Raw genomic sequence first — 26,926 nt, forward strand, 5'->3', positions numbered from 1 at the left:
GGACGGCCGGATGGCGGGCTATCTCGTCATGGCGGACCCTCTGCGCGAGGGCGTCGCGGCGACGCTGGAGGGGATGCGCGCCCGCGGCGTGGAGCGCATCCTCCTGGCCACCGGCGACCGCGCCGAAGTGGCCGAGGAGGTGACCGCGGGGCTCGGTCTCGACGGGCTCAGATCGGGGCTCAGGCCCGACCAGAAGGTGCTTCTGGTGCTGACCGAGCGCAAGAACGGCCCGGTGATGATGGTGGGCGACGGCGTCAACGACGCGCCGGCGCTGGCGGCGGCGGATGTCGGCGTGGCGATGGGGGCACGGGGCGCCGCGGCCTCGGCCGAGGCCGCAGATGCGGTGCTGCTGGTGGACCGGCTCGACCGGCTCGGTGCGGGAATGGAGATCGCGCGGGGTGCGCGTGCGATCGCGCTGCAAAGCGTCGTGGCCGGGATCGGGCTTTCGGTGCTCGGCATGGTGGCCGCCGCGCTTGGCCATCTGAGCCCGGTCGAGGGCGCGCTGATGCAGGAGGCGATCGACGTGGCGGTGATCCTGAACGCGCTCAGGGCGCTCAGGATCGCGCCGCGGGGGCGGGCGGGCGCGGCAGAGGCGGCGGCGTGAACGCGCCGGCATCGGCGGCGGGAAGCGCGTGGGGCTTACGCTGCGCCCCCGCGAGGCCCATATCGCCCCGAGGGAGGCGGAGATGACGTTCAGGGCGCGGCTCAGACGGACATTGGTGCGGATCCGGCAGCGGGTGCCGCCGGGCTTGCGCACGCTGCTCGGTCTTCTGCTGGTTGCCGGGGGGATCGTGGGCTTCCTGCCGGTCCTCGGCTTCTGGATGATCCCGCTCGGGGTGCTGGTGATCGGGCTCGACGTGAAGCCGGTGGTGCGGCGGTTCCGCGCCTGGCGCGCGGGCGGGCCCGGGCGCTGAGCAGAGATCCTGGCGCCGGGGCATGCGCCTGCGGGTCACGCGGTCAGGAAGTCCCGCACGAAGGGCGTTGCCGGCCGGGCGCGGATGTCCTGCGGCCTGCCGATCTGTTCGATGCGGCCCATCGACATCACCACCACCAGATCGGCGAGTTCCATCGCCTCCTCCTGATCGTGGGTGACGAAGACCGTGGTCAGGCCGGTGGTGTCATGAATGTCGCGCAGGCCCTGGCGGAGGTCCTTGCGGACCTTGGCGTCGAGCGCGCCGAAGGGTTCGTCGAGAAGCAGCATCCGGGGTTCGATCGCCAGCGCGCGCGCCAGCGCCACGCGCTGGCGCTGGCCGCCGGAAAGCTGGCACGGGTAGCGCTCGTCGATGCCGGGCAACTGGATCAGTTCCAGAAGCTTCGTGACCCGGCGGGCGATCTCCGCCCTCGCGGGGCGCGAGGCGCGCGGCCGGGCGTTCAGGCCATAGGCGATGTTGTCGAACACTGTCATGTGCCGGAAAAGCGCGTAGCTTTGGAACACGAAGCCCGCACGGCGGTCCTGCACGGTCAGGCCGGTGGCATCCTGCCCGTCGAAACGGACCCGGCCCGAGGTCGGGAACTCGAGCCCCGCGAGGATGCGCAGCAGCGTGGTCTTGCCCGACCCCGAGGGGCCAAGCAGCGCCACCAGCGCCCCCGAGGGGATGGCAAGCGACACGGGATGCAGCGCCGCGGTGGTGCCGAAGATCTTGGAGATCTCGTCGATTTCGATGTGCATGGGCGGTCTCCTAACGGCGGTGCGTGGCGGCAATCTGGTCGGCATGACGGAGTTCCAGCGCGGTCTTCAGCAGAAGGGTGACAAGGCCGAGAAGGGCCAGAACGGCCGCCAGGCTGAACGCCGCGACCGGGAGGTATTCCTGGTAGAGCATCTCGATCGTGGTCGGCATCGTCGCGGTCTGGCCCCGGATTTTCCCCGAAACGACCGACACCGCGCCGAATTCGCCCATCGCCCGGGCGTTGCAGAGCAGGACGCCGTAGAGAAGCGCCCAGCGGATGTTGGGCAGCGTCACGGTCCGGAAGGTGCGCCAGCCGCTTGCCCCCAGCGTCAGCGCCGCCTCTTCCTCGGCCCGGCCCTGTTCGATCATCACCGGGATCAGCTCGCGCGCCACGAAGGGGAAGGTCACGAACATCGTGGCGAGGATGATGCCCGGCATGGCGAAGACGATCGGGTGGCCGTGGGCGACCAGCCAGCCGCCGACGAGGCTGTTGGTGCCGAACATCAGGACGATGCAAAGCCCCGCGACGACCGGCGAGACCGAGAAGGGCAGGTCGATCAGGGTGATCAGGAAGGCCTTGGCGCGGAAGTCGAACTTGGTGATGAACCAGGCCGCCGCGATGCCGAAGACGGCGTTCAGCGGCACCGAGATGGCGGCGATGGTCAGCGTCAGGCGGACCGCGGCGCGGGCATCGGGGCTGGCGAGGCTTTTCAGCGCCGCCGCCACGCCATCGGCCAGCGCCTCGACGAAGACGGCGACGAGGGGCGCGAAGACGAGGATGGCGAGGCCGGCGAAGGCCAGGCCGATCAGCGACCGGCGGGCCAGGGGCGTTTCCTCGGTGGCCGAGCGGAAACGGAGCGGCGCGGTATCAGACATTGCCGATCCTCCGCCGGCTCCAGACCTGGATGAGGTTGATCGCCATCAGCATCGCGAAGCTGATCAGGAGCATGGCGATGCCGATCGCGGCGGCGGCGTCATAGTTGAATTCCTCGAGTTGGATGACGATCAGAAGCGGCGCGATTTCCGTCACCAGCGGGATGTTGCCGGCGATGAAGATGACCGAGCCGTATTCGCCCACCGCGCGGGCCAGCGACAGGGCGAAGCCGGTCAGCGCGGCGGGCGCCAGCATCGGCAGGATGACATGGCCGAGCGTGTGCAGCCGGGTCGCGCCGAGGGTGGCGGAGGCTTCCTCCACCTCGCGCTCGATCTCTTCGATGACCGGCTGGACCGTGCGGGTGACGAAGGGCAGGCCGACGAAGACCAGCGCGATGAAGATGCCCCACTGGGCATAGGCGATCTTCCAGCCGATCGCCGCGGCCAACTGCCCGAAGACCCCGTTCGGGGCGTAGAGGGCGGTCAGCGAGATGCCGGCGACGGCGGTGGGAAGCGCGAAGGGCAGGTCGACCGCGGCATCGAGGATGCGGCGGCCGGGAAAGCGGTAGCGCACCAGAACCCAGGCCAGCAGCACGCCGAAGACAAGGTTGAAGAGCGCGGCGAACAGCGACAGCCGGAACGAGAGGAACAGCGCCGCCCAGACGCGTTCGCGGTTCACGGTTTCCCATATCCCCGCCAGCCCATAGGTGGCGCCCTTCAGGAGAAGGGCGCCGATCGGCAGCAGGACGACGAGCGAGAGCATCGCCAGGGTAATCCCCATGCTGAGCCCGAGGCCGGGCATGGGAGAGCGGTGGATCAGCGGTCTGCCCATCGGATCAGCTCACTTCGGCACATAGATCTGGTCGAAGATGCCGCCGTCGCCGAAGTGTTCGGGCTGCACCTTGGCCCAGCCGCCGAAGTGGGCGATGTCGACCAGTTCCAGCTTGGGGAAGCGGGCCACATCCGCGGGGTCGGCCCTGGACGCGTCCCAGGCGCGGTAGAAGTTCCTGAAGGCGATCGCCTGGCCTTCGGGCGAGTAGAGGAAGTCCAGATAGGCCTGGGCCAGCTTGCGCTGCCCCTCCGACCTGATGTTGCCGTCCACCAGCGCGACCGGCGGCTCGGCCAGCACCGAGACCGAGGGCACGACGATGTCGAACTGGTCCTCGCCGATCTCCTTCAGCGCCAGATAGGCCTCGTTCTCCCAGGCCAGCAGCACGTCGCCGACGCCGCGCTGCGCGAAGGTGGTGGTCGCGCCGCGGGCGCCCGAGTCCAGCACCGGCACATGCTGAAACAGCGCCTTGACGAAGGCCTGCGGGTCCTGGCCGTTCTTCTCGGCCCAGGCCCAGGCGGCGAGGTAGTTCCAGCGCGCGCCGCCCGAGGTCTTGGGGTTGGGCGTGATCACCTCGACCCCCTCCGCGACCAGATCGCCCCAGTCCCTGATCCCCTTCGGATTGCCCTCGCGCACCAGGAAGACGATGGTCGAGGTATAGGGCGAGGAATTGTGCGGCAGCTTCGTCTGCCAGTCGGCGGGCAGCTTCCCGGTCTGGGCAATCTTGTCGATGTCGCTGGCCAGCGCCAGCGTCACCACCTGCGCCTCGAGCCCGTCGATCACCGCGCGGGCCTGAGAGCCGGAGCCGCCGTGGCTGGCCTCGATGGTTGGGGTTTCGTTGCCCTGGGCGACCCAGAAGGCGGCGAAGGCCTCGCTGACCTCGCGGTAGAGCTCGCGGGTGGGGTCGTAGCTGACGTTCAACAGCGTCTCCGCCCTGAGCCCGGCCGGCGCGGCACCCAGCGCCAGCACCGCCAGGGCGACGGCGGACAGCAATCCGCGCAGCGTTCGGGCGCCCCGCCGTCCGGCCGGGCGACGCAGCACCGCACGGGTGACATGGCCGCCGGAGTGAACGGTGGCGGCGCCCGCGTGGGTGAGGGTGGCAAGCATGGTCTTCTCCTTCGCTGTCGGTCAGGGCCCCGGGCCCGTCACGGCAGTAATTACGACAGAGATTGTCGAGTATTGCAAAGGAAAATTCACGCTAAAGTTTGTCGTGTATAGAGAGGATTATTCTCCGCCCGGCGGGCGCGACGCCCGCTTCGCCATTAAATCCCGTTGTCCTGGAAAGGCTTACGCCTGCTGCGCGCTGCTCATGACCTGATCTGCCACCGCCGCGGACCGCAACATGTCCTCAAGGGTCAGCGAGTCGATCATCACCAGATAGGACCAGAACAGCTCGGCAAAGACCTTGCGAATCCGGCAGGTGGCCTCGTCCGCGCAATCCTCGCAGCGCTGATAGGCACGGCGGGACAGGCAGGGCAGGGGGGCGATCGGCCCGTCAATCGTGCGCAAAAGCTCCGAGATCGATACCTCGGAAGGCTTCCTGATCAGGACATAGCCGCCGGACCGCCCGCGGATCGAGGCGATGACGCCCGCGTTGCGCACCTCCAGCAGGATATGTTCCAGAAACCGTTTCGGCGTGCCGGACCGCCTGGCGATTTCTTCGATCGTCAACGGTTCGGGCTGGCCCTTGGCGGCCTCGTCGGCAAGCGCCAGAAGCGCCTTCAGGGCGTATTTCATCTTCTGCGTGATCATGTCCCAGAGGTATCCGCGGGAATGACGAGAATCAATGTCGGGTTGCGGACTCCGGACGGCAGGCCCGGCGATCGCCCGAAACCGCCGGGAAGCAGTGGAAAAGGGTCGACGATCCGAAGCCGCCGACTATACACGATCAAGATTGTAGACTTTATGTGGATTTGGCGCATTCTGATCTTCAGGCCCGCCCGACCGGGCCCGAAAGGCAGCAGGCCCATGACCGACCTCGACCTCATCGACCGCAAGATCGTCGCAGAACTGATGCGGGATGCGACACTGCCCATCGTCCAGATCGCCGAGAGGGCGGGCCTGTCGCAGACGCCGTGCTGGAAGCGCATCCAGAAGCTGGAGGCGGCGGGGATCCTGACCGGCCGGGTCGCCCTGGCCGACCCCGCCAGGCTGGGCTTCGGCCTGACGGTCTTCGTCGGCATCGAAGCCCCCGACCACTCGGCGGCCTGGCGCGAAGCCTTTGCGACGGCGGTGGACGCGATCCCCGAGGTGATGGAGGTCTACCGCATGGCCGGTGAGATCGACTATCTCCTGCGCGTGACGGTGGCCGACATGGCGGCCTTCGACCGGCTCTACAAGCGGCTGACCGATGCGGTGCCGATCAGGACCGTGACCAGCCACTTCGCGATGGAGCGGATGAAGTTCACCACGGCCTACCCGCTGGACACGGTGTCGCGCTGAGGGCGGGATCGTGCGCCGCCCCGGTCGTCTTGGCCTTGCCGCACCGGCCGGTGGTCCGGCGCCTCAAGGCGTGGTATCTGCGCCGCGGGGTGCGCACGAGGTGACGCGCGCCGAGGAGACCGCCGCATGCCCCTGAACGCAGCCCCCGAGGCCGCCCGCCTGTCCGTCGCGCCCATGATGGATTGGACGGATTTCATATAGAAAACAATTGCTTGCAAGGTGGCGTGTGCACTGGATGTTCCCGTTTTGATCGCAGAATTTCGCGCTCTGGCGTAGGGCAGCGTGGGTCCTTTGGATGACTGGACCGATCGGGATTTCGCGCAGGTTGGATGAGGCAGATACCGGTTCATGCCTCTCCGATGGCAGCCTCTCCGCTCGCCTCGCCCGGCGCGTTGCTTAGGCCGCCACGGCAGCCGGCAACACCCGCCCCAACAGCGTCTTCAGCGCATCGACATGCGATCCCGAGGGACCGGTCATGACAAGGGTTGCGATGTGAAGGGTCTCTTCGGCGCCTTCACGTGCGATGGCGTATCGGGTGCAAATCGGTTCTGGCGGGAGATCGCCGTGATGGGGGTAGAGCAACATGACGTCCCGGCAGCCATAGAGTTGGCTGTAGGCCATCAACTGATACACGTCGGCCTGGCTGATCCCCTGTTTGGGGTCGTCGATGCGAGAGGCCATCCGCTTCCACTTGGTGTCGACGACGAGGACGGTTCGATCTCCGTGCCTGATAATGAGGTCCGGCTTGGTCCGAAATCTGCCCGTATCGGCTTCGAACAGGCAGTCCCGGTGGCCACCTTGCGCTGAAACACGGTAACCGCTTCCGGCCAGAGCGCGGGTGACCAGTCGGGCGACGTATTGCTCGAACAAGGCATTCATCTCGAACAGGAGCGCATGGCCATCCATGGATCCTGCGCTGGTCTGCTGATGCCGATCCCCGAGAAGCAGGCGCGCGAAGGAGAGGAGCTCGCGCCACCTTTGGTTTGTCCGATCCAGAGTGATCTGGTCCCATCGCAACGCTGACACGGGAACCTCGCCCACATCCGCATAGGCGAAGCCCAGTTCGCGCAGGATACGCTGATTGTCGGGGGCCTGGGCCACGCGCTGCAAACGGGTCACGGCGGCGCGTATCACCTGGTTGAGCGCGATGTCGGAGGACAGCTCGTCGTACCGACAGGCCAGCCGCTGCGGTGCGACCGCATGGCGGGAAAACTGTCGGGTGACGTCGAGCCTTCCGCGCAGGGCGGGGAGGTCGTCTGCATGATCCACATACCGGCGCGGCAGACCCATCCGCACCGCTTCCATCAGGCGGGCGCAAAACAGGCGGATCAACAGTTCCAGAATAGTGTCCTTCTGCCATCCGAGCTGCGCCATCGATCCTGCATCGATCCGCAGATCGTGAACCACCGCCAGCATGTGGATGAGACGGCGACGAAGGGTTTCGTCAGAAGCGTCGTGCTCTCCAAGACCTTCGATCTTGGGGAGGATCTCCAGCTGACATCCTGGCGCGGCGATCACACCGACCACACCGCGGGCCCGAAGGCCTTTGCGGCCGTGTTCGAGCACGCCTTCGCCACCTCGGCCCGCGAAGCTGGAACGCGCCGCGACGGCGGCAATCCGATCAGCCTCGGCCGTCGGGATGGTCGAGTCGTCATCCCCGTAGCCGATGCGCTGCCACTCGCGGAGCGTGCGGCGGATCATGAGCCGAGCAGCCGCGCATAATCGAAGCTGTCTTCGCGCACGTCCCACCGGAAGCGCGGCATCGCCTCACCATTGTCGAGCCCAGGCGGTGCCTTCAGGACGGACCTGTTCAGAAAGCCCCCCTTGATCGGCCTGTCATGCGTTTCCAGATCGCCGAGTACCGCGGCGATCTTGCCCCAGTCCTCGAAGAAGTACTCGGCCAGCAGCGGGATCACCTTGTGCCGCATCACCGCGTCGACATCCGCGCGGGTGTCGCAGCCGGTGAAATAGGCATGACCGATCTGGTGATCGCGATCGTAGAGATATTCGATGCGTTCATTGATGATCGTCAGAAGGTTCGGCAGATCGATGCCCGTGCGGGTCGCGGCCTTCTTGAGGACGGCCGGATCGGGCATCATTTCCCGGAATGTGAACCGCCGCCGCAGTGCTGTGTCGAGCAGCGCGATGGAGCGGTCTGCCGTGTTCATCGTGCCGACGATATGCAGGTTCGACGGAACACCGAACTCATCCGCCGAATAGGGCAGGCGCACCTTGAGCTGGTTGGGCTGGCCGAGCCGCTTGTCGGGTTCCAAGAGCGTGATCAGCTCGCCGAACACCTTGGAGATATTGGCCCGGTTGATCTCGTCGATGATCAGGACGAAGGGTTCGGGTTCGGACGGTCCCTCGGTTTGCTGGCTGTTCATGTAACGCTCAAGGGCCGGCACGTTGAGCTCGGCGTCGTAGAGAGCGTAGATCGACTTCTGGGAGAACTTCCGGGAATAGATCTCGCCGACCGGCACGCCGTCCCGATCGATCCAGAGCCAGCGGACGGCGCGGCGATGGGCATACCCGCCTTCGGGGCGGGGGGCAAACTCGTACCCGCCCGTGAATTCCCCGATGGCTCGAAACAGTCCATTGCCTTTGGACACGATGACGATGTCGCCCTTTCGGACCCAGTTCCGGAAGATGAAGGGCATTTGCACCATGCCGGATCTGGCATCCACAGTGCCGTTCTGGCTGCCCTGGGCTTTGCAGGCTTCGATGATCGCCTCTCTGCTTTCGAACTTGTCGTCCGACCAGTCAATGTCCTCGAAGCCGAGTAGGGCATAGTTGCCCTTGATCGCTTCTTCGAAGAGATGCGCGTCCTCGGGGTTGTTCGCTTCGCCAATCGACATCTTGAAGACCTGGCGGCCTTCAACACGTGTCGACTCCTCCTCGGATGAATGCCCACGGCTGGTCTCGGCGCGTTTCGCGATGCGCCGGAAGATGCCGGGCACCGTCTCCAGCCGGAAGCCGGCCGAGGATGTGTCCTCGCCATCATCTGCGCCGGTCATCGGCTGGCGACCCTCGACGAACTCTTCATAGGCCATCGACTGATGGAAGGTGACGAATTCAATCCGACCGGCGGCCAAGAGGCGTTGGTAGGATGACATCAGAGTGGCGCGGTCATCCGGGACAGGTTCCCCGCACAACCGAACGGCCTCCTCAGCGGTCCGGTATGTCTTTCCGGTACCGGGAGGGCCGTAAAGGATGATGTTGTGATAGGTTGATCCCATGATCGGCACGGCCCTTTCGACGTCTGTTTTCGCGGGTTCCGCGTTTTCCCAAAGCTTTTCCAGCGCCCGCGCTGCTGCGGGCTTGATCAGAATTCCGGAAGACTGAGGGCTCCAGTCCTGCCCGCTGATCTTGCTCGTCAAGACCGCATGCGGGATGTAGGCATCCTTCCCTGGGTCCCGTATGTCCTCGAATTCCACATCGATGAAATCCGCGGTCTCACCCGCGGCAGCCCGCTCTTTGTCCCAGTGGAGGTCGGAGTAGGCGGCCTTCGCAACCCGTCCCCTTGCGATGATGCCACGGAAATCATCACCGGTTCGGATCAGGAAGACCTTGTCGTCCGGCTTGGGCTTTTTCGAACTCGTGCGCCACCGATGGACCACGGTGCCTCCGGACGCGGTCTGCTGGCGGTCCGGCGCGAAAGTCTCCCAGTCCCAGCGTGACGGATTCCAGCTGATCAGATAGGTCGCGCCGCTGTCGCGCCAGCGCTGTTCAATCTCCGGCTCATAGAAATCGATCTCTCGGCCGAGCTCGGTCTCGAGCTTGCGACGCAGGGTCAGCAGATGGGAATCCAGCTCGGAAATCCGCATCTTCCGGATGTCCTTCCGCGTTGCGACGTCAAAGCCTTCAAGGATCTCTCGCTTGTGCCGCGGGCTTGAAATCCGCTCATAGAGATCGGGAAACAGGAGATGAGGAAGGATCTGACGCAGTTGGCGGCCATCGACCCTGGGCACCTTGTCCAGAAACGCGCAAAACGCTTCATGGTCCTTGCGCTGTTGGGCCTGCATCTCAGGCGGCAACTCCTTCCAGTCACGAACCAGGGCAATCAGAAAGCTCAGCTCCCGCCATCTGTGCGTGTTATAGGCCGTGCCCGCGTGGCCGATGCCTTCCAGAACCTCCGCGCTCAAGGCCGCAACACCCTCGGGAAGCGGGGTGCCCGACCAGGACCAGATCTCTCTGACTCTCTGCGCTTTGGTCGCCGGTCCCATGTCGCTGGGAAAGGTGAACAGGACCCAGTGCAACTCAGCCATCAGCTGGCGGCTTTCCGGTGTGCCTGAGGACATCTGCTGCTCGAGCTTCATGTAATAGCTGTCCGTGCCTTCATCGGGATTCTGGACAAAGGTGCGGTCGAGCTCCGCGAGGTTCTCGGCTGTCCAAAGCTGAAGGTCTGGCTGGAGGATGGAGCGATCCTGCAGCAAGCAGCGGTCGGCGAAGTCCGAAACCACAGGATACAATGCGGCGCTTTTCTGGTGCGGGTTGAATCTCGCCATTACTGCTGTCCTGTGCTTTCGAGGGCCGTCAAATCGGATGTTTGCGCGTATTTGGATAGGGCGCCGTGCGGGGTGCGGGTTGAATTCAATTCGAGAACGCCGTCGTCACGATCTCCTCCAGCTCTGCAATCTCGGCATCGGTGAGTTTGTCGAAGGGGTCGCGGTCGCGCCTGCGCTTTGGGAACCGCCCCTCATTCTGGGTGACGAACAGGATCACCTGCCTTGCCAGAGCGTCCGGCATCTCGATGCGGTTCATGATCCCGCGCATCGCCGCGTCGTGGCGCTTGAGATAGGCGATTTCGCGGGGCAGGTCCTCCTCGATGGTCTTGCGGACGCAGTCATAGAGGAATTCGGCCTCCGCCGTGCAGTCGTAGAAGCGATAGAAGTCGGCCGTGTCGTTCAGCACCTCGACATTGCCGGTGGGCGTTGCGCGCCACGCGATGTGCTCCATCAGCGGGGCGGAGTGGCCCTGCAGAACCGCCCGGTAATCGTCGATGCGGTCCAGCATCACGGACGAGACCGGGAAAACCATCCCGGGTGGGGTGAACTTCCGCTCGGCGAGAACGTGATGGATCAGGCAGCGGTGCAGGCGACCATTCCCGTCCGCCAGCGGGTGGATATAGACGAAGCCGAAGGCGATGATGGCGGCCTGCAGGACGGGATCGACCTCTTCGGCATCCGTCAGCCGCAGCCGGTTGTTGCAGTCGTTCAGCGCTGTCATGAGGTCGGGAACATCCTCGGGCCGCGCGCCGATGAACTCGGGCAAGGGGTCGTTGCTGTGGTCCCGTTCGCCCAGAAAGACCCCGTCGTCGCGATAGCCGATCGGGGTCAGGCGATCATCGCCGATCAGGATCCGGTGCAGGCGGTAGATCTCGGTCTGATTGAGGGGGCGCTTGCCGGCCTCGAGCACGGCGCGTCCCCAACGCTCCAGGCGGTTGACGGGCGGGCGCTCGCCTTCGATCTCGAAACTCGCGCGGCTGTCGGCCAGCAGCATGAAGCTCGCCGCACGCGTCACGACATGGCCGCCCGTCTTGCCGATGGTCTCCTTGGCCCGCCCGGCCAGATCGAGCGCGATCAACGCCTCGAGCTTTGCGGTGCGCCGGATCACCGGGCAGAGGGCGCCGGTGCCAAGCAGATTGTCCCGGACGCGGTGGCGCTGCGAGAAGCGCTCTTTGCCGGTGAAATAGTGGGCGGGGTCCAAGGCCGGGACCGCCGTGACGGTCGGCGCATCCTCGAGATCGAGCCTGCGTCCCGTCAAGGTCTCGAAGAAGAACCATAGCCGCCGGGAGAAGGCACCAGTTGGTGTGGCGCGGACAATCGCTTCGATGTCCTGTTGCGGAACGGCGTCGAAAACACGCTTGAGGATCAGGAGGTCGATGCTCTCGTGCCGAAGGGCAAAGCCGAGATGGCCCTCCAGCGTCGCCTCGGGCAGGTATCGCTTGTCATAGACCTGCCAGATTCCATCCGCGCGGACGTTGCCGCGCACATGTCGTTCCGAAATGCAGGTGGGGTTGCGCACCGGCGCAGGAATGCCGAAGGCGGAGACCAGCGCGGCCCAACCCGCGAGGCTGGCGCCCTCGGGAAGAGGCTCATCCTGGAAGAAGGAGGGCATCAGGCTCTCGGGTCTCATGCGTCGAAAAGGCCTCATGCGCGCGGATTATGGCCACATATCATGGGCCAGTGTCGAAAATCCTTATACGCCCATCGCGCCGAAAATCAATCACGAACGTCGAAAAGCCGTCATGACAATGCGCGATGCAGAAAATGGCATGATGCGGGGCCCGGGTTGAGCCGGTTGCCCTGTCAGTGGCCACGGCGGCGCGTCGTTGCATTGCGCCGACAGCGGGACGGCCGATCGCCTTTGACCTGCGTTCACCCGGGGGGAGCTTCGCGCCTCTTTTCCCGCGCCAGTCGCAGCTCCTCTTCATAGCATTCGCGCGCCGCCTGCTGTGCGAGAAGGCGGACAAGGCGCATCAATCTGGGGTCGGGCGACCCACGGGGGGTGAAGGTCAATTCAGGCCCTTCGAAGACCATGCTTTCGCGAAGCACCTCGAATTCGCTTGCCTGGGTCGGGCCTTCTTCTGGGCGGTCTTGCTTTGTCATCGCGGAAAACTCCTGAATCAAGGCGTTGAAACGGGGGGAACCCGTGGTTGAGCCTATGGCGCATTCAAGGAGGAAGACATGTTCATGAACCAGCGAACCCAAGTCGTTTACAGCCTTCTAGCCGAGTATGTGCGCAGCCCCTCCCTGCGCCACATGCGGGAGGAGCGGTCCCTCGCCAAGCTGGCCCTCGAGATTGTCACGAAGCTCGATCAGGACAGTTCGGTCTGGAAGAAATGGGAAGGGCCGCGCGACAAGATACTTGGCGCTGCCATCGAATGCTGGATCCCGAAAGAGGACATGCTCGAATTCCTCAACAGCCTGCCGGGTCCGGCCCTGACGGTGACGGACCTCGAGCAGCGCATGAAATCGATGATCGAGGAGGAGTATCTCGGGGACCCCGAGCCGAAACTCGAGGCCGAGTGCCTCGCGATCTATCAGGCCGAGAAGGAGGCGGGCACGGAGATGCCCGCGATCATCGGGCGGCTGGCGGATTACACCAGCGCGCAGTTCCAGCGGCTGCGCGATGAAAGGCGTGCCGAGGAGGAACGGCGTCTGGACGAAGCGCGGCTGGAGCGGGAGCGGCGGCTCCTCTCCTATGCCGATTGTCCCTGGACCCAGATCAAGGGCTCGAAATTCGTCTATTGCCGCAAAAACGGTCGGGTATTCCAGCTCAAGCCCAACAGCGACAAGAGCCTGACCCTCTACCGGGTGCAGGCGGTCGATGATGCTGCCGCCGGTGAGATGATCGGCCGATACCGATCGCGCGGGGATGCCAGCAAGGTGGTGGCCAAGGCCGCCTACGAGCCGGAGCCCTGGCGCTAAGGCAGAAGCTGACGGCTGTGCCGGGCCGGGATGAGGAGGAAGGTGGCACAGTTTTCATAGGATGAGGGTCGAGGATGTTTGTGGGGGAAGGCCTTCCCCCTGGTCGGCACTGACGTTGCCGACGCACCCCCTTCGAGCGGGGAGACCCCGCAACGCCCCCTCAGAGGGAGAGTGCAGAGGGGATTTCCGTGACGGGTTGAGGGTCGGGGGAGAGGCCCCCGGCGCCCGTCGTGGAGATCACCCCGATGGCCAGACAGGACCGCGCGCCCCGCAACAGTGGCGCCCGCAGCAGCATCTATGACGACATCACCACCCGGATCATCGCGGAACTGGAGGCGGGGCGGCTGCCCTGGGTCCAGCCCTGGGGTACGGCCTCGGCCAAGGCGCCGCTCGCGCTGCCGCGGAACGCGGCGACCCAGCGTCCGTATTCCGGGATCAACATCCTGATCCTCTGGGGCGCCGTGGTCCAGCAGGGCTATCCGACGCAAGCCTGGCTGACCTCCCGTCAGGCATTGGCGCTCGGCGGCAATGTCCGCAAGGGCGAGCGCGGCACAACCGTCGTCTATGCCGACCGCTTCACCCCCGAGGACGAGAAACGCCGCGCCCGGGAAACGGGGGAAGCGCCCGGACAGATCCCCTTCCTCAAGCGCTTCACCGTCTTCAACGCCGCCCAATGCGAGGGCCTGCCCGAGGAGATCGCCCTCGTGGCACCCCCACCACCGCCCGGCATGATCGAGCCGCAGGTGGAGGCGCTGATCCGCGCCACCGGCATCGACTTCCGCATCGGCGGTGACCGGGCCTTCTACGTCCCGGCGCTGGACTACGTTCAGGTTCCCCCTCCGCAGGCCTATTTCGAGCCGATCAACTGGCATCGCACGGCGCTGCATGAACTTGGCCATGCCACGGGCCATGCCTCGCGGCTGGGGCGGGACTTCTCTGGGAGTTTCGGGACCAGGGCCTACGCCTTCGAGGAACTGGTGGCAGAGATGAACGCGGCCTTCTGCTGCGCCTCGCTTGGGATCGTGCCCACCGTCCGCCATGCCGATTACATCGGCACCTGGCTCGAGGTGCTGCGCGAGGACAACCGCGCCATCGTCCGCGCAGCCTCGCAGGCGAGCAAGGCCGCAGACTGGCTGCTGGCCCATCTGCCGGAGCCTGTCGCGGCCGAGGCGACCGGACAGGGGAGGGCTGCGGCATGATCCTCCTGACCCCCAGCCAGCGCGCCCGGCTTCTTGCCAATGGCCGGGTTCCGGACGCCGATCACATCCCTGTCGTGAAGTTCTTCAACCCCTTCGGCCAGGGCACCTGGCTGGCCACCGAGCTCGATGAGGACGGCGACACCCTCTTCGGTCTCGCCGATCTCGGCTATCCGGAGCTCGGCTCCTGGTCGCTCAGCGAGATGGTGGCGATCCGGCTGCCCTTTGGCATGGGCATCGAGCAGGACCTGCACTTCGAGGGGCTGTTCCCGATCTCGGTCTGGGCCGAGGCGGCGCGGGCCGAGGGCAGCATCAGCGCGGCGGAGCGGGTGCTGTATGCGCGGGCGCAGAGGGAAGGGGGCGCGAGGTTCGGAAGGACGGGGTTAGGTGGGTGCCCTTGATGCCCGTAGGAGCCTTTTAGCAGACGACCGCGCCGCTTTCCTAAGCAAGGGGGCGGCGCGGTCCGGTCGGTTGATGCAGAGCCGTTGCATCACACGAAAGGCGTAGAAGCTGTCGTCCGTTGCCTGGCTACCCAGAAGTCAACCAGGCGGACGAGGCACTAAAATTGCGTCTTTCCCATGTCTTGCATCAGCGGCGAATAGGCCGAGGCGTTGCGCCATGTGGCCCTTGAAACGTTGGCAAGCATAACACACAATCCAACATAGCGGCTGCCCACAGGGGACTTATGGCTACCGTGCACCTCTCAGGACATCGAGGCCGCTAAAAAATGCCGAAGGACATGACTGAGAAAAATGACGATTGAGCGTATTTCTTTACTTCGTAATGTGGGTCAATTTGACAACGTATCGTCTGGCGCGCACTTGCCGCTAACTCCTTTCTCGGTGATCTATGCGGAAAACGGTCGCGGCAAGACAACGTTATCGGCCATTTTAAAGTCGCTCTCGTCGGGCGATCCTTCCCTTATCCAGAATCGGAAGCGTCTGAAGGCCCAGCATGAACCGCACGTTATAATTCAGTTTTCTGGCGCATCGGCAATCTTCCAGAATGGCGCATGGTCCGCGACGCAGCCTGAGATACATGTCTTCGATGACGCATTTGTTGCAGAAAACGTATGTTCAGGGATCGAGATTGAGACCAGCCATAGGCAAAATCTACACGAGTTGATCCTCGGCGCGACGGGCGTGGCGCTGAGCAAAGCACTTCAGGGCCATGTCGAACGGATCGAGCAACACAACAAAGACCTGCGGGCGAAACAGGATGCGATCCCGGCGGCGGCCCGCGGCCCGTTTAGCGTCGACGCCTTCTGCGGCCTTAGCCCGAAAAAGGACATCGACCAGGAGATCGAGGAAGCCGAGCGCCGGCTGGCGGCGGCCAAGGCCGCAGGTGCGATCCATCAGCGCACTGCGTTTCAGTCCCTCAACCTGCCAGGCTTCGACCTTGATCGAATTCGCGCCGTGCTGGCTCGGAGCCTTCCGGAGCTGGAGGCCGCAGCGGCAGCCCTCGTAAGGGAGCATCTGCGGAAGCTCGGCCGGGACGGAGAGAACTGGGTCGCCGATGGCATGCCTCGGATAGAGGCGGCCTCAGCCGGGCTTGATCACAACGCGTGCCCATTTTGCGCCCAAGACCTCGCGGATTCCAACCTGATCCCGCACTACCAAGCCTACTTCAGCGATGCCTACAGCCAGTTGAAGGCCGATATTCGAACCCTCGGCCGAGGGATCGCTGCGGACCATGGCGGCGAGGTGATGGCCGGCTTCGAGCGATCCATTCGGGACGTCTCGGAGACCCGAGATTTTTGGAAGGCCTTCACGCCGATTCCGGATATCCACGTCGATACCGCCGCGGTCGTCCGGGCATGGACTGCCGCCCGGGAAAGCGTTCTCGAGATCCTACGGGCCAAAGCAGTGTCGCCGTTGGAGCCCATGAAGCTGCCCGACCAGGCTGTCGAGGCAGTCGCCGCTTTCGATGAACAGCGGAGGTCGGTCGCAGAGGCGTTCGACAAGTTCCTAGCCTGCAATGAGGCTATCAAGACGGTGAAGGAGCAAGTGGCTTCGGCGGACGTATCGGCTCTGGAAGGCGACCTTGTGCGCCTGAAGTCGATCAAGGCTCGCTTTGAGCCGGATGTGGCGGCGAAGTGCGACGATTATCTGAAAGAGAAGGCCGAGAAGGCAAGGACGGAAGCGGCCAGGACGAAGGCGAGGGAGGCCCTCGACAGATACCGCGAGACGATTTTTCCGGCTTATGAGGTCGCAATCAATGCCTACCTCGCAAAATTCAACGCGGGGTTCCGGCTGGGATCAGTGACCTCGGTCAACAACCGGGGCGGCTCGGCCGCGAACTACCACGTCGTTATAAACAACGAGAACGTACCGCTGACGGCTGACGCTGGCCCATCGTTCCGAACAACGCTGAGCGCGGGCGACCGAAACACGCTTGCCCTCGCGTTCTTCTTTTCGTCGCTGGAGCAGGCAGGCAACCTGGCCGACAAGATCCTCGTGATCGATGACCCCATGACCAGTCTGGATGAACACCGATCGCTCACGACAATGGAGGTCATGCGGGAACTGTATGACAAGGTCCGGCAGATTATCGTGCTGTCCCACTCGAAGCCCTTCCTTTGCGACCTGTGGGCGTCGGCTGACAAGAATGGCCGGTCCTCGGCGCGGATCGCACGCTCAAACCCGGGGTCAACGATCTTGGCATGGGACGTCTCGGCCGACGCGGTGACCGAGCACGACCGGCGGCACAAGCTCGTCCGGGACTACCTTCATGCCGCCGATCACACCAAGGAGCGCGAGGTTGCCGCTGCTCTCCGGCATATCCTCGAGAGCTATATGCGGGTCGCATGCCCCGCCCATTGCCCGCCCGAGCGCCTCCTCGGCAATTTTCTTCTTGAATGCGAGCGGAAACTCGGCGCTCAAGACGAGATACTGTCGGAAGCGAACGTGAGGGAGCTAAAGCAGCTTCTTGGGTATGCGAACCGCTTCCACCACGACACAAACCCGGCCTGGCAAACAGTGCTGATCAACGATGCCGAACTCGTGGGCTTTGCACAGCGCACGCTGAAATTCCGCTCAAGAACTTGACCCATCGTACTACTCATTACCGAACGCAGCGACCACGTCTCTACCCAGAATCGCGCGAAAGACATTGACTTTCACTCAGCAAATCTGGGTCCCGTGTTTGTTTGATGCGCGATTTCGTCCCTATGAAAGGTGGACTATGCCCGACCGCTACACATCCTTCGTCGATCTTGCCGCCAACGAACAGCCCGACATCGACTACTGTATCCGAGTAGTGGATCGTGGCTCAGAGATCGGCATCTTGGCGCCCCACGGCGGATGGATTGAACCCGGGACCTCAGAGATCGCTGAAGCAATTGCCGGGTCCGTCTTTTCCTTCTACACCTTCGAGTCATTAAGAAACGCTCCTCACGGCCATTTTCACATAACGTCACACCGTTTTGACGAACCCAAAGGCGTGGCACTCGTCAACAGATGTTGGATGTCAATTGCGATTCATGGAAGGCGCGACGAGGGGAACAATGCGGTCTGGCTGGGTGGTCGCGCCAACCGCCTGCGTGACGCTATCGGAGTTTCGCTGCGCGACGCAGGGTTTGAGACCGCGCTCAACAATCGGCTGCCAGGTAGAGAAGAAACAAACATCTGTAATCGAACGCGCTCCGGACAGGGTGTGCAGCTCGAGCTTCCACGTCGGTTACGCAGTCAATTGATGTCCGACGCCAATCTTTTGCGAAGCTTCTGTGAAGCTGTTCGAAACCCCGCGCTGCAATCACCGACAATGTGAAATCAGCCAATGGTTGAATGAAGGAGATTATGAGCGATGGAACTGATCTACCCAATTAACTTCATCGGCCACGATGAGTGGATACATGGCGGGTACGACCCCGGACTTGCGCAGGGTGACGTGATCACTCGCGATGGGGAAGTCATAGGCAGTTGGCGCGCTGTCGGCTATGATCCGAATGATGAGTATTCCGGTGGGCGTTTTGAGTTCATACCTTCCGGGGAAGATACAGCAAGGTTTACTGAGGAGTTTGCGTCGCTTGATATCCGCATGAGCCGCGGCCTTGCACTTTCAAACCTGACCAGAACCATTCGCGAATGGTATGAGCTCAACAACTCGACAATCTCCTAACTGGATCACTTTGAAGGATTTGTCGGCAACGCAGCTTGCATCTGCGAAAGTGCTGCCGACCATTTGTTGCCGGCCATGGAGCGGCTGGTGCGCGTCCCGCGATGCGAAGGATCATCGGGTTCCCCACGCCTAGAGATAGAGGTGGGGTTTGGGTTCCGTGACGGGTTGGAGGCCGGAGAGAGAGGCTCCCCGGCGCCCGTCATGGAGTTGCGACCATGGCCTCTGCCATCCACAAGATCACGCTGTCGTCCTCGCGCGACATTCCCTTCAACAAGCTGGTGCTGAGCCAGGCGAACGTCCGGCGCGTCAAGGCCGGGGTTTCGGTCGAGGAACTGGCCGAGTCGATCGCCCGGCGCGGGCTGATCCAGTCCCTGCATGTCCGGCCCGTCCTTGACGCCGATGGTCAGGAAACCGGCCAGTTCGAGGTCCCGGCGGGTGGGCGCCGCTTCCGGGCGTTGGAGCTTCTGGTCAAGCAGAAGCGCCTCGCCAAGACCGCGCCCGTGCCCTGCGTCCTGTCCGAGGCGCAGGCCGGCATCCTGATCGACGAGCTGTCGCTCGCCGAGAACATCGAGCGTGCGCCGCTGCATCCGCTGGATCAGTTCCGCGCCTTCCAGGCCATGCGCGACAAGGGCATGACCGAGGATGCCATCGCTGCCGCCTTCTTCGTGGACGCCAAGGTGGTCAAGCAACGCCTCCGCCTCGCGTCGGTCTCTCCCGCGCTTCTGGAGATCTACGCCGAGGATGGCATGACGCTCGAGCAGCTGATGGCCTTCACTGTCTCGGAGGATCACGCCCGGCAGGAACAGGTCTGGGAGGCGATTCGGAACGGCTGGCAGAAGGAGCCCTATCACATCCGCCGCCTTCTGACCGAAACCACGGTGCGCGCCTCGGACAAGCGCGCCCTGTTCGTCGGCATCGACGCCTATGAGGCAGCGGGCGGCTCTGTCCTGCGCGATCTGTTCCAGCAGGACGACGGCGGCTGGCTGCAGGACCCCGTCCTGCTCGACCGTCTGGTCGGCGAGAAGCTGAAGGCCGAGGCTGAGACGATCGCCGCCGAGGGCTGGAAGTGGATCGAGGTCGCCGTGAACTTCCCCTACGGCCATCTGCAGGGGCTTCGGCAACTGGCGGGAACGACCGTCGACCTGACCGACGACGAGCGCGCGACGCGCGAGGCGCTGCGCGACGAATACGACCGGCTGGAGGCCGAGTATGCAGAGGCGGAGGAGCTGCCTGATGACATTGACCAGCGGCTCGGCGAGATCGAGGCGGCGCTCGAAGCCTTTGACAGCCGCCAGATGGTCTATGCCCCCGGTCAGATGGCAAAGGCGGGTGCTTTCGTCAGCATCGACTCCGACGGTCGGCTGCGGGTCGAGCGGGGGTATGTCCGGCCCGAGGACGATGCGGTCGCGGAACCCGAGGGTGAGGGGGCCGATGGCGCAGAGGGGTATCCGCCCGCAGGGACTGAACCGGGCCAGCGGCAGCGGGCTGTCATCACGATCGGCGGCGCGGCCGTGGAGGGCGATGACGATGAGGATGGGGCGGATGCGATCCGACCCTTGCCGGATCGGCTTGTCACCGAACTGACCGCCCATCGCACGCTGGCCTTGCGGGATGCGGTGGCGAAATCCCCCCATGTCGCCCTGACCGCGCTTCTGCATCGGCTGGTGTCGGACAGCTTCCTGCGGCAGTCGGGAAGGGGCTGCCTCGAGGCGCAGGTCCGCGAGGTGCATTTCCCGGCGCAGGCCGAGGATCTGCGCGACAGCGCCTCGGCCCTCTCGATCGCCGAGCGGAATGAGCGCTGGGGCGATCACGTGCCGGCCGATGACGCGGCGCTGTGGGACTGGCTCGACGCCCTCGACCACGCATCGCGTCTGGAACTTCTGGCGCATTGCGTGAGCTTCGGGGTCAACGCGCTCTACGAGAAGCCGAACCCCTATGGCGGCATGGGAGTGAGCCAGCACGGACTGGCGCAGCGCCTTGCGCAGGCTGATCGTCTGGCGCAGGCGACGGGCCTCGACATGGTCGCGGCAGGCTGGCGGCCCACCGTCGAGAACTACCTCGGCCGGGTGACCAAGCCGCGCATCATCGAGGCGGTGCGGGAGGGCGCGGGTGACCGCGCGGCCGATCTGATCGCGCACCTGAAAAAGGGCGAGATGGCCAAGGAGGCCGAGCGCCTGCTGGCGGATACCGGCTGGCTGCCGGAACCGCTTCGCCGGGCGCTTCCGGATGCGGGCGCCGATATAAACGCGGCCTCGGGGTCCGAGGGCGAAAACCTGCCCGACTTCCTCGCGGGTGAGGACGATGCACCGGCCGAAGATGAGGATGAGACGCAGCCCCCCGTTGCTGCCGAGTGATCACTCCGGGGCGGCGCGGGTCGCCCGATTCCGCCCAAGCTTCAATTCCTGGCCCGGCCATGTGCCGGGCCTTTCCGCTTTTGGAGACCCCATGCCCCCTGTCATCGATATCGACGAGATCTTCCGCGAAGACCGCACCAACCCGGTGGCCGAGCGGTCGCTTCCCTGGAAAGAGACATGCGACGGGATCACCGTCGTCGTGGAGCCGAAGCCTCACTGGGCCGAAGACCTGCGCGCCTTCCGTCTGGAAGCGCGCGAGTATTGCCGTTACGCCGACTGGCTGCACCATGGCGCAAGGGCCCGGTTCTTTGGCCATGCCGACCTGTCCGGCGACGAGGTCATGCTGAAGGCGCGTGCGATGGTCGCGCGCGAGATTGCGGAGGGGCTCTGGGACTGAAACCCCGGCGACACTGTCCGTCGATGCAGGGCGTGGCTGCATGCCCGTGCGTGGATCAAGTGCCAGTTTCACCCCGCCTCTCGACCCGCATTCTGGCGTCGGGATCGGGTGCGAAATCACCGGCCCCCGGTTCTGCTTGAATCGTCACGCTGCGCGTCAAGGCTGGCGCGGCAGGGCATCTGCGACGGGTATCCGGCTGCAGGTCCGTGGCAAAGACCATCCCCGCTTCCATTCGCTGACCTTGGTCTGATCCGTCTCTTTGGCATTCAACCCCAGAGGGGTCGGCTTACGCACGCGTGCCGCCCTCGGCGTTCAGCGATCTGAACGCGCGAGGGTGAGTGCAGATCCGGTCAGACACTTCGGGCGCCTGTCGCGCGGGGGATGGTCCCTCGCCTCCAAGACAGGAGCCGGAACCCATGTCCTACGCAGATGCCATCGCCTTCGCCGCCAGCCTCGCCGCCACATTGCTCGTGTCGATCGTCGTGTTCGAGGCCGGTGACGGCACCCATGGCGCCATGCCCGCCGATGAATTCGACGGCGAGGAGAGCATGGTGAAACTGGAGCTCGATCCCTGGGCCTGAGGCGCGGCAGCGCCACAGGCCTGCACGGCCCGGACCCGCGCGCGGGTTCCGGGTTTTTCCGCTGCCATTGCAGCGCCTCGGCGCGCGCGAGCCCGGGACCGCAGCCCCCGGCGGAGAGGAAGAGGGCGGGCATTCGGGCCGTGACGGGTGCGAGGTGGAGGAGAGGCCTCCGCCGCCCGTCGCGGAGTGATCCCGATGACCCTTGTCCGACAGGGCGGTTTCCGCCCCATCGGCCAGATCTTGGCCCATGACGTCCTTCCCGCGCTGCAGGGCGCGCGGAGGCTGCCGCTGCGCGTCTCCTGCCTCGGCAGCATCAGCCCTGACGATGCCGACGCGCCGCGGGACCACTGTCTTCCCCTCGGCGAGGTCACCTGTGCCGAAGAGGCCATGCGCCTTGCTGCGCGGGGCGTGTCGAAGGGCGACTATCCGGGCGCGGTCGCTCTTTCCGACTTTCAGCCGCGTCTGGCGGTCATCGAGGATCGCGCACATGGCCTCGTCCTCGCCGGAGCGATCCGCGCCGGGGTCATTCTCTGGCAGTCGCCGGTGGCTTCGGACGCCGAGGCGCGCCGGATCGTGACCGAGGCGAGCCTGCTACGCGGCCAGGCCTTCGCCGCCGAAGGGCGCGGTGATCGCAAGATCGCAAGGACCCTGCGGGACCGGGCCAGCCTTCTCGAGCCGCGGCTGGTCGATCCCGTCTGGCGGGAAGAAGCGGCGGCGCTGCTCAGCCTGCCGCAAGCCGCCTGATTTCTGTGTCCTTTTCCCGAAACCGGCCCGGTCGCGTACCGGGCCCTCGCCTGTCCGGAGGCTGTCATGGCTGATTACTACACGCAGTTTTCCTGCCTGCTTGATGTGGGCACGCCTGAGAACGCTGCCCGCGCGCTCGAGCTCTATACCGCCTTGTCGATGCAGAACGCGTCCGAGGACCCGCCCTCGGACTGGTTCGTGGTGTCGATCCAGCCGGAGCACGGCGGCACGGTGCTCTGGATGCGCGACGAAGGCACCGGCGATCCAGCCCATGTCCTCCAGTTCGTCAGACGCTGCGCCGCCGCCTTTGGCCTAACGGGCCGGTGGGGCCTGCAATACGCCTCGACCTGCTCGAGGCCGCGGGTCGACGGGTTCGGGGGCGGGGCGCATGTCATCGACCTCGCGACCGGCGAGACGGTCGACTGGATCTCCACCGATGGCTGGCTGTCGGCCCTGCTGAAGGGAGTTGCGAGCCATGCCTGAAGTGATCGAGACCACGGTCTACCGCCTCGATGAACTGTCCGAGGTGGCGAAGGAAAAGGCCCGCGCCTGGTATCGCGAGGGCGGCTTCGATTACGACTGGTACGATGCCGTCTACGAGGATTTCCAGAGCATCGCCGAAATCCTCGGCATCCACTTCCGGACCAGGACCGTCCGTCTGATGGGCGGCGGCACGCGTCAGGACCCCTGCATCTGGTTCCGGGGCTTCTGGTCGCAGGGCGACGGCGCTTGCTACGAAGGGGGCTGGCGACATGCTAGAGGGGCAGCGGCCCGACTGCGTGCCTATGCTCCGCAGGACGCCGTGCTGCACGGGATCGCGGACCGGCTCCAGGCGATCCAGCGGCGCAACTTCTTCCAGCTGCGCGCCGAGATCACCCATCACGGGCATTACTCGCACGAATACAGCATGCGCATCAGTGTCGAACGCGACAGCCCGACCGGGCATGACATGACAGCCGATGCCGAGGACATCGTCACCGAGGCGCTGCGCGCCCTCGCCCGTTGGCTCTATCGGCAGCTCGAGCGGGAATACGAGTATCTCACCTCGGACGAGGCGGTCGACGAGAGCCTACGCGCCAACGATTACACCTTCACCGAAGCCGGTCGCCGCTTCGGGTGACCTGAAGCGCCCCACCGCGAGGTCGGGGCGCTTCCTTTTTGCGGCGCGTGCGAGAGGGAGAGGGGGGCCGCGACAGGGCGGGTCCGGGCGGGGGAGAGAGCGCCGTCCGGAACCTTGCCCATCCCGCTCTCCCGAGGTCATCCGACATGAACAGCCTTTCCCCCGCGGCCGGACCGGCCGCATCGATTTCGCCTGCCACGGCCATCCTGGCCGCGGCCCGGCTTCTGCTTCCCCATCTCGAGCGTGGAGCGCGGATCGACGCTGCGATCCTGCGCGCGGCCATGGAGAGCGCCTTCGGGGCCTCCGACGCTGCCGGCGTTTGGGACTGGAAATCCGCCTATGAGGCCTGCGAGGTCGCCACGGTCCTGTTCCTGCGCAAGTATGGCCCTGCGCTGTTCCGCAAGGCCGTCAGCATGGACGCCCGTCTGGCGCAGCTCACGAAAATCGCGGCCCTGATGCCGAGCCAGACCCGCCGCTCGGAGGACAGCCAGAATTTTCAGCAGTTCAGCACACCGATCCCGCTCGGCCTTGCGGCTCTGGCTGCGGCTCACCGAGGCGATGCGCGAGCGGCTGCGGGCCTATGGTCTCTTCACCGAGATCATCGCCTGGAAGCTGCGCTTCTTCGTGCCCGTCGACGCCACCGGCATCGAGGTCCTCGGCAAGCTCTTCGGGCGGTTTCCGGTCGAGCGGATCGGCGAGCGGGAGGCGGCCTGATGACCCGGCTTACCGCCACCGATCTGGCGGAGCGTCTTGGCCGACAGGCCGAGGCGGTCTGTCGTCATTACCTGTCGAACGGGCGCAAGCAGGGCAACTACTGGCTGGTTGGCGATGTGCGCAACACGCCGGGCCGATCAATGTTCGTCCGGCTGACCGGCCGCGCATCGGGCAAGGGGGCCGCCGGGAAATGGGTCGATGCGGCCAGTTCCGAACATGGCGACCTTCTCGACGTCATCCGCGAAAGCCTCGGGCTGGTGGAGTTCGCCGAGATCGCCGAGGAGGCCCGCCGGTTTCTCAGCCTGCCGCACGATGCCCCAACCGCACCGGGCTACCCTTCGCGGCCCACCGCGGGACCATCCGGGTCGACCGGCGCGGCGCAACGGCTCTGGCGCATGGCCCGGCCCGTCGCTGGCAGCCTCGCCGAAACCTATCTGCGCGGGCGTGGTATCGCGGATCTGCAGAACGCCGATCCGTTGCGCTTTCTTCCCGATTGCTACTGGCGGCCCGATGGCGGGGGGCCGACCGAGACCTGGCCCGCGCTGATTGCCGCCGTCACCGACCTCGAGGGGACTGTCACCGGCGCGCATCGCACCTGGCTTGCACGGGATGGCAGGCAGAAGGCACCGCTCGAACCGCCGCGCAAAGCGATGGGCACGCTTCTCGGGCACGGCGTCCGGTTCGGCCGCGCGCAGGATATCCTGGCAGCGGGCGAGGGCATCGAGACGATCCTGTCGCTGCGCCAGGTCTTGCCCGGTCTGCCGATGGTCGCCGCCCTGTCTGCGGGTCACCTGGCAGCCCTCCTGTTCCCGGCGCAGCTGCGCAGGCTCTATATCGTCTGCGACAACGATCCGGCAGGACGGATCGCGCGGGAGGCGCTGGTCGCCCGGGCCAGCGAGGCCGGGGTCGAGGCGCTGGCACTCTCGCCGATGCTGGGGGATTTCAACGACGATCTCGTTGGACGCGGGCGGGATGCGCTTCGGGCATGGGTCCGACCACAACTCGCCCCGGAGGACGTGAGCCGCTTCATGGGTCCGATGCAGGCGCCGTGACGGGGCAGTGGATCGGCCTGTGGCGAAAGGATCATGGGCGCGGGAGTCCAGCGTCGTCGGGCAGGAGGACCGCGCCTCGGCCTTCGAGAGGGCGATCGGCCCACAAGCGGCCCGGCCCGGCAATGGCGGCGCCCGACTGATTTCCGTCGGCGGGCATCCACCCCACGCGACAGGTCGCGCGGGGACCCCGGAAGGCCCGCCTTTACAGCGCGATCCAAATCAGCCGGGCTTGGCCATCAAGGCCCTCGCAAGGGGCTCGGGCTGCCTGACCGGTCCGCCCGTGGGCTTTCGTCGCCACGAAGGCCGCGACGGTCGCGGTCCAGCCCAAGGACGCCTCCCATGAACGCCCATGACGATTTCGACGCCGATCACAGCACCTCGTCCACGGGCCATGTTATCGAAGCCCTCGAACTCTACGGCTATCGTCCCGCCGAGGACGAGGCCGACCCCCGGATCACGCCCGAGGATGACGTCATCCGCACCGCGGTCGCCGACATCTTCGACGCCCTGATCTCCACCATGGCCGATACCAGCCTCGATTTCGACCTCGACGAGATCCTCTGGTCGACCGTCAACACCTTCCACCGCGCGGTCCTGCGGGTCGAGGGCAAGCTTGACGACAATGAGCAGGCCCAGAAGCGGCTGCAGCGCGAACAGGATGGCTCCGAGGTCAAATCGGTCCAGCTCGAGACGCTGATCGCCATCGGGCAGAGCCTGCTCGATCGCCGCGACAGCCTCGAGCTCTTCTGCGAAACCGCCGCCGACATCTATCTGCGCACGCTTGGCACCCCCTGGTCGCCGCGCACCGGCTCCCGCGTCAACCACCGCCAGATGACGGCGGCCATGATCGACAGCCGCGATTTCCTGGCCGCCAAGCGCCGGGCCGATGCCGAGGTGCTGCTGCCCGCAGGGCCGAAGATCGCCTTCTCGGGCGGCGAGACCACCGACCACCGCCTGATCTGGGACAAGCTCGATCAGGTCCATGCCAAGCACCCCGACATGGTCCTCCTGCATGGCGGATCGCCGAAAGGCGCCGAACGGATCGCCGCCACCTGGGCCAGCAATCGCAAGGTCCCGCAGGTCGCCTTCAAGCCCGACTGGACAAAGCACGCCAAGGCCGCACCCTTCAAGCGCAACGACCAGATGCTCGCGACCCTGCCAATCGGCGTCATCGTCTTTCCGGGCACCGGCATTCAGGACAACCTCGCCGACAAGGCCCGCAAGATGGGCATCCCGGTCATCCGCCTCGGGGCCGGCAGCGCGTGAGCGCTGCCAACCCCTTGAAGTCCGACACTGTGGTTCGATTGACCCGCATCGGTGGGGTGCTCTCTCCGATGCTCGGGTCTGCCGGACGGAAACCCCGGTATTCGGCTTCATGGCAAAGGTTGAGGTGATGAGCTCGGATGCC

Annotated in this window: 26 protein-coding genes and 1 pseudogene; 19 read left to right on the plus strand and 8 right to left on the minus strand. The window is 65.3% G+C overall.

Features of this window, described 5'->3' with window-relative positions:
* Together ACE3P6_RS06330 and ACE3P6_RS06335 are read left to right on the plus strand one after the other, a co-directional pair.
* Nucleotides 1-604: HAD-IC family P-type ATPase (locus tag ACE3P6_RS06330; RefSeq protein ID WP_374392848.1), on the plus strand; the 604-nt coding region annotated here is incomplete at its 5' end.
* Nucleotides 605-686: 82 nt separating this feature from the next.
* Complete coding sequence (locus ACE3P6_RS06335; RefSeq protein WP_374392850.1) at nt 687-914, plus strand: hypothetical protein; 228 nt, start codon at nt 687-689, stop codon at nt 912-914.
* 35 nt (nt 915-949) lie between these two features.
* On the opposite strand, the gene ACE3P6_RS06340 is transcribed toward ACE3P6_RS06335, so the two are convergent.
* From ACE3P6_RS06340 to ACE3P6_RS06360, 5 genes are all read right to left on the minus strand, one after another.
* Nucleotides 950-1,669 carry a sulfate/molybdate ABC transporter ATP-binding protein gene (locus ACE3P6_RS06340; protein ID WP_374392853.1) on the minus strand — a complete coding sequence of 240 codons (720 nt, stop codon included), beginning with the start codon at nt 1,667-1,669 and terminating at the stop codon, nt 950-952.
* 10 nt (nt 1,670-1,679) lie between these two features.
* A complete protein-coding gene (gene cysW / locus ACE3P6_RS06345) occupies nt 1,680-2,543 on the minus strand; it encodes a sulfate ABC transporter permease subunit CysW (protein WP_374392855.1) in 864 nt (287 codons plus the stop codon).
* The gene (cysT, locus tag ACE3P6_RS06350; protein WP_374392858.1) at nt 2,536-3,372 is read right to left on the minus strand and encodes a sulfate ABC transporter permease subunit CysT; all 837 of its coding nucleotides are present in this window, start codon (nt 3,370-3,372) and stop codon (nt 2,536-2,538) included. Before cysT ends, cysW begins: the two co-directional genes overlap by 8 nt.
* Nucleotides 3,373-3,381: 9 nt before the next feature.
* Complete coding sequence (locus ACE3P6_RS06355; RefSeq protein ID WP_374392860.1) at nt 3,382-4,476, minus strand: sulfate ABC transporter substrate-binding protein; 1,095 nt, start codon at nt 4,474-4,476, stop codon at nt 3,382-3,384.
* 180 nt (nt 4,477-4,656) lie between these two features.
* Complete coding sequence (locus ACE3P6_RS06360) at nt 4,657-5,121, minus strand: Rrf2 family transcriptional regulator (protein WP_374392862.1); 465 nt, start codon at nt 5,119-5,121, stop codon at nt 4,657-4,659.
* Nucleotides 5,122-5,337: 216 nt separating this feature from the next.
* Between ACE3P6_RS06360 and ACE3P6_RS06365 the strand changes: the two genes are divergently transcribed.
* The gene (locus tag ACE3P6_RS06365) at nt 5,338-5,811 is read left to right on the plus strand and encodes an Lrp/AsnC family transcriptional regulator (protein ID WP_374392863.1); all 474 of its coding nucleotides are present in this window, start codon (nt 5,338-5,340) and stop codon (nt 5,809-5,811) included.
* Between the two features lie 396 nt (nt 5,812-6,207).
* Here ACE3P6_RS06365 and ACE3P6_RS06370 read toward each other — a convergent pair whose 3' ends face one another.
* From ACE3P6_RS06370 to ACE3P6_RS06380, 3 genes are all read right to left on the minus strand, one after another.
* Nucleotides 6,208-7,512, minus strand: a complete 1,305-nt coding sequence (locus ACE3P6_RS06370; protein ID WP_374392864.1) for an McrC family protein — start codon at nt 7,510-7,512, stop codon at nt 6,208-6,210.
* Nucleotides 7,509-10,316, minus strand: coding sequence for an AAA family ATPase (locus ACE3P6_RS06375; RefSeq protein WP_374392865.1), 2,808 nt, complete (start codon nt 10,314-10,316; stop codon nt 7,509-7,511). Before ACE3P6_RS06375 ends, ACE3P6_RS06370 begins: the two co-directional genes overlap by 4 nt.
* Before the next feature lie 85 nt (nt 10,317-10,401).
* Complete coding sequence (locus ACE3P6_RS06380) at nt 10,402-11,946, minus strand: Fic family protein (RefSeq protein ID WP_374392866.1); 1,545 nt, start codon at nt 11,944-11,946, stop codon at nt 10,402-10,404.
* Nucleotides 11,947-12,497: 551 nt separating this feature from the next.
* On the opposite strand from ACE3P6_RS06380, the gene ACE3P6_RS06385 reads away from it, so the two are divergent.
* The 16 genes and pseudogenes from ACE3P6_RS06385 (at nt 12,498) to ACE3P6_RS06460 (ending at nt 26,784) form a co-directional block, all read left to right on the plus strand.
* Nucleotides 12,498-13,241 carry a hypothetical protein gene (locus tag ACE3P6_RS06385; protein ID WP_374392867.1) on the plus strand — a complete coding sequence of 248 codons (744 nt, stop codon included), beginning with the start codon at nt 12,498-12,500 and terminating at the stop codon, nt 13,239-13,241.
* Between the two features lie 245 nt (nt 13,242-13,486).
* Nucleotides 13,487-14,440, plus strand: coding sequence for an ArdC family protein (locus ACE3P6_RS06390; RefSeq protein WP_374392869.1), 954 nt, complete (start codon nt 13,487-13,489; stop codon nt 14,438-14,440).
* Nucleotides 14,437-14,838, plus strand: a complete 402-nt coding sequence (locus ACE3P6_RS06395; protein ID WP_374392870.1) for a DUF2958 domain-containing protein — start codon at nt 14,437-14,439, stop codon at nt 14,836-14,838. The genes ACE3P6_RS06390 and ACE3P6_RS06395 overlap by 4 nt, the downstream gene beginning before the upstream one ends.
* A 351-nt stretch (nt 14,839-15,189) precedes the next feature.
* A complete protein-coding gene (locus ACE3P6_RS06400) occupies nt 15,190-17,484 on the plus strand; it encodes an AAA family ATPase (RefSeq protein ID WP_374392871.1) in 2,295 nt (764 codons plus the stop codon).
* A 136-nt stretch (nt 17,485-17,620) separates the two neighbouring features.
* Nucleotides 17,621-18,205 carry a poly-gamma-glutamate hydrolase family protein gene (locus ACE3P6_RS06405; protein ID WP_374392874.1) on the plus strand — a complete coding sequence of 195 codons (585 nt, stop codon included), beginning with the start codon at nt 17,621-17,623 and terminating at the stop codon, nt 18,203-18,205.
* Between the two features lie 36 nt (nt 18,206-18,241).
* Nucleotides 18,242-18,556, plus strand: coding sequence for a hypothetical protein (locus ACE3P6_RS06410; RefSeq protein ID WP_374392875.1), 315 nt, complete (start codon nt 18,242-18,244; stop codon nt 18,554-18,556).
* A gap of 215 nt (nt 18,557-18,771) precedes the next feature.
* Nucleotides 18,772-20,910 carry a ParB/RepB/Spo0J family partition protein gene (locus tag ACE3P6_RS06415; protein ID WP_374392878.1) on the plus strand — a complete coding sequence of 713 codons (2,139 nt, stop codon included), beginning with the start codon at nt 18,772-18,774 and terminating at the stop codon, nt 20,908-20,910.
* A 91-nt stretch (nt 20,911-21,001) separates the two neighbouring features.
* A complete protein-coding gene (locus tag ACE3P6_RS06420; RefSeq protein WP_374392880.1) occupies nt 21,002-21,307 on the plus strand; it encodes a hypothetical protein in 306 nt (101 codons plus the stop codon).
* Nucleotides 21,308-21,723: 416 nt separating this feature from the next.
* Nucleotides 21,724-21,888, plus strand: coding sequence for a hypothetical protein (locus tag ACE3P6_RS06425; RefSeq protein ID WP_107325957.1), 165 nt, complete (start codon nt 21,724-21,726; stop codon nt 21,886-21,888).
* Between the two features lie 195 nt (nt 21,889-22,083).
* The gene (locus ACE3P6_RS06430) at nt 22,084-22,632 is read left to right on the plus strand and encodes a hypothetical protein (protein ID WP_374392882.1); all 549 of its coding nucleotides are present in this window, start codon (nt 22,084-22,086) and stop codon (nt 22,630-22,632) included.
* A gap of 66 nt (nt 22,633-22,698) precedes the next feature.
* Nucleotides 22,699-23,115, plus strand: a complete 417-nt coding sequence (locus ACE3P6_RS06435) for a hypothetical protein (RefSeq protein ID WP_374392885.1) — start codon at nt 22,699-22,701, stop codon at nt 23,113-23,115.
* On the plus strand, nt 23,108-23,752 hold the full coding sequence (locus ACE3P6_RS06440) for an antitoxin of toxin-antitoxin stability system (protein ID WP_374392887.1): 645 nt from the start codon (nt 23,108-23,110) through the stop codon (nt 23,750-23,752). Before ACE3P6_RS06435 ends, ACE3P6_RS06440 begins: the two co-directional genes overlap by 8 nt.
* A 146-nt stretch (nt 23,753-23,898) precedes the next feature.
* Nucleotides 23,899-24,300 (plus strand): annotated as a pseudogene (locus ACE3P6_RS06445) (hypothetical protein); the annotation flags it as partial.
* Complete coding sequence (locus ACE3P6_RS06450; protein WP_374392937.1) at nt 24,281-24,466, plus strand: hypothetical protein; 186 nt, start codon at nt 24,281-24,283, stop codon at nt 24,464-24,466. The pseudogene ACE3P6_RS06445 and the gene ACE3P6_RS06450, both read left to right, overlap by 20 nt.
* A complete protein-coding gene (locus ACE3P6_RS06455; protein WP_374392932.1) occupies nt 24,466-25,518 on the plus strand; it encodes a toprim domain-containing protein in 1,053 nt (350 codons plus the stop codon). Before ACE3P6_RS06450 ends, ACE3P6_RS06455 begins: the two co-directional genes overlap by 1 nt.
* Before the next feature lie 339 nt (nt 25,519-25,857).
* Nucleotides 25,858-26,784, plus strand: a complete 927-nt coding sequence (locus ACE3P6_RS06460; RefSeq protein WP_374392889.1) for a DUF2493 domain-containing protein — start codon at nt 25,858-25,860, stop codon at nt 26,782-26,784.
* Nucleotides 26,785-26,926 lie beyond the last annotated feature (142 nt).

Origin of the sequence: Tabrizicola sp. (assembly GCF_041911175.1) — a bacterium.
Taxonomy (GTDB): Bacteria; Pseudomonadota; Alphaproteobacteria; order Rhodobacterales; family Rhodobacteraceae; genus Tabrizicola.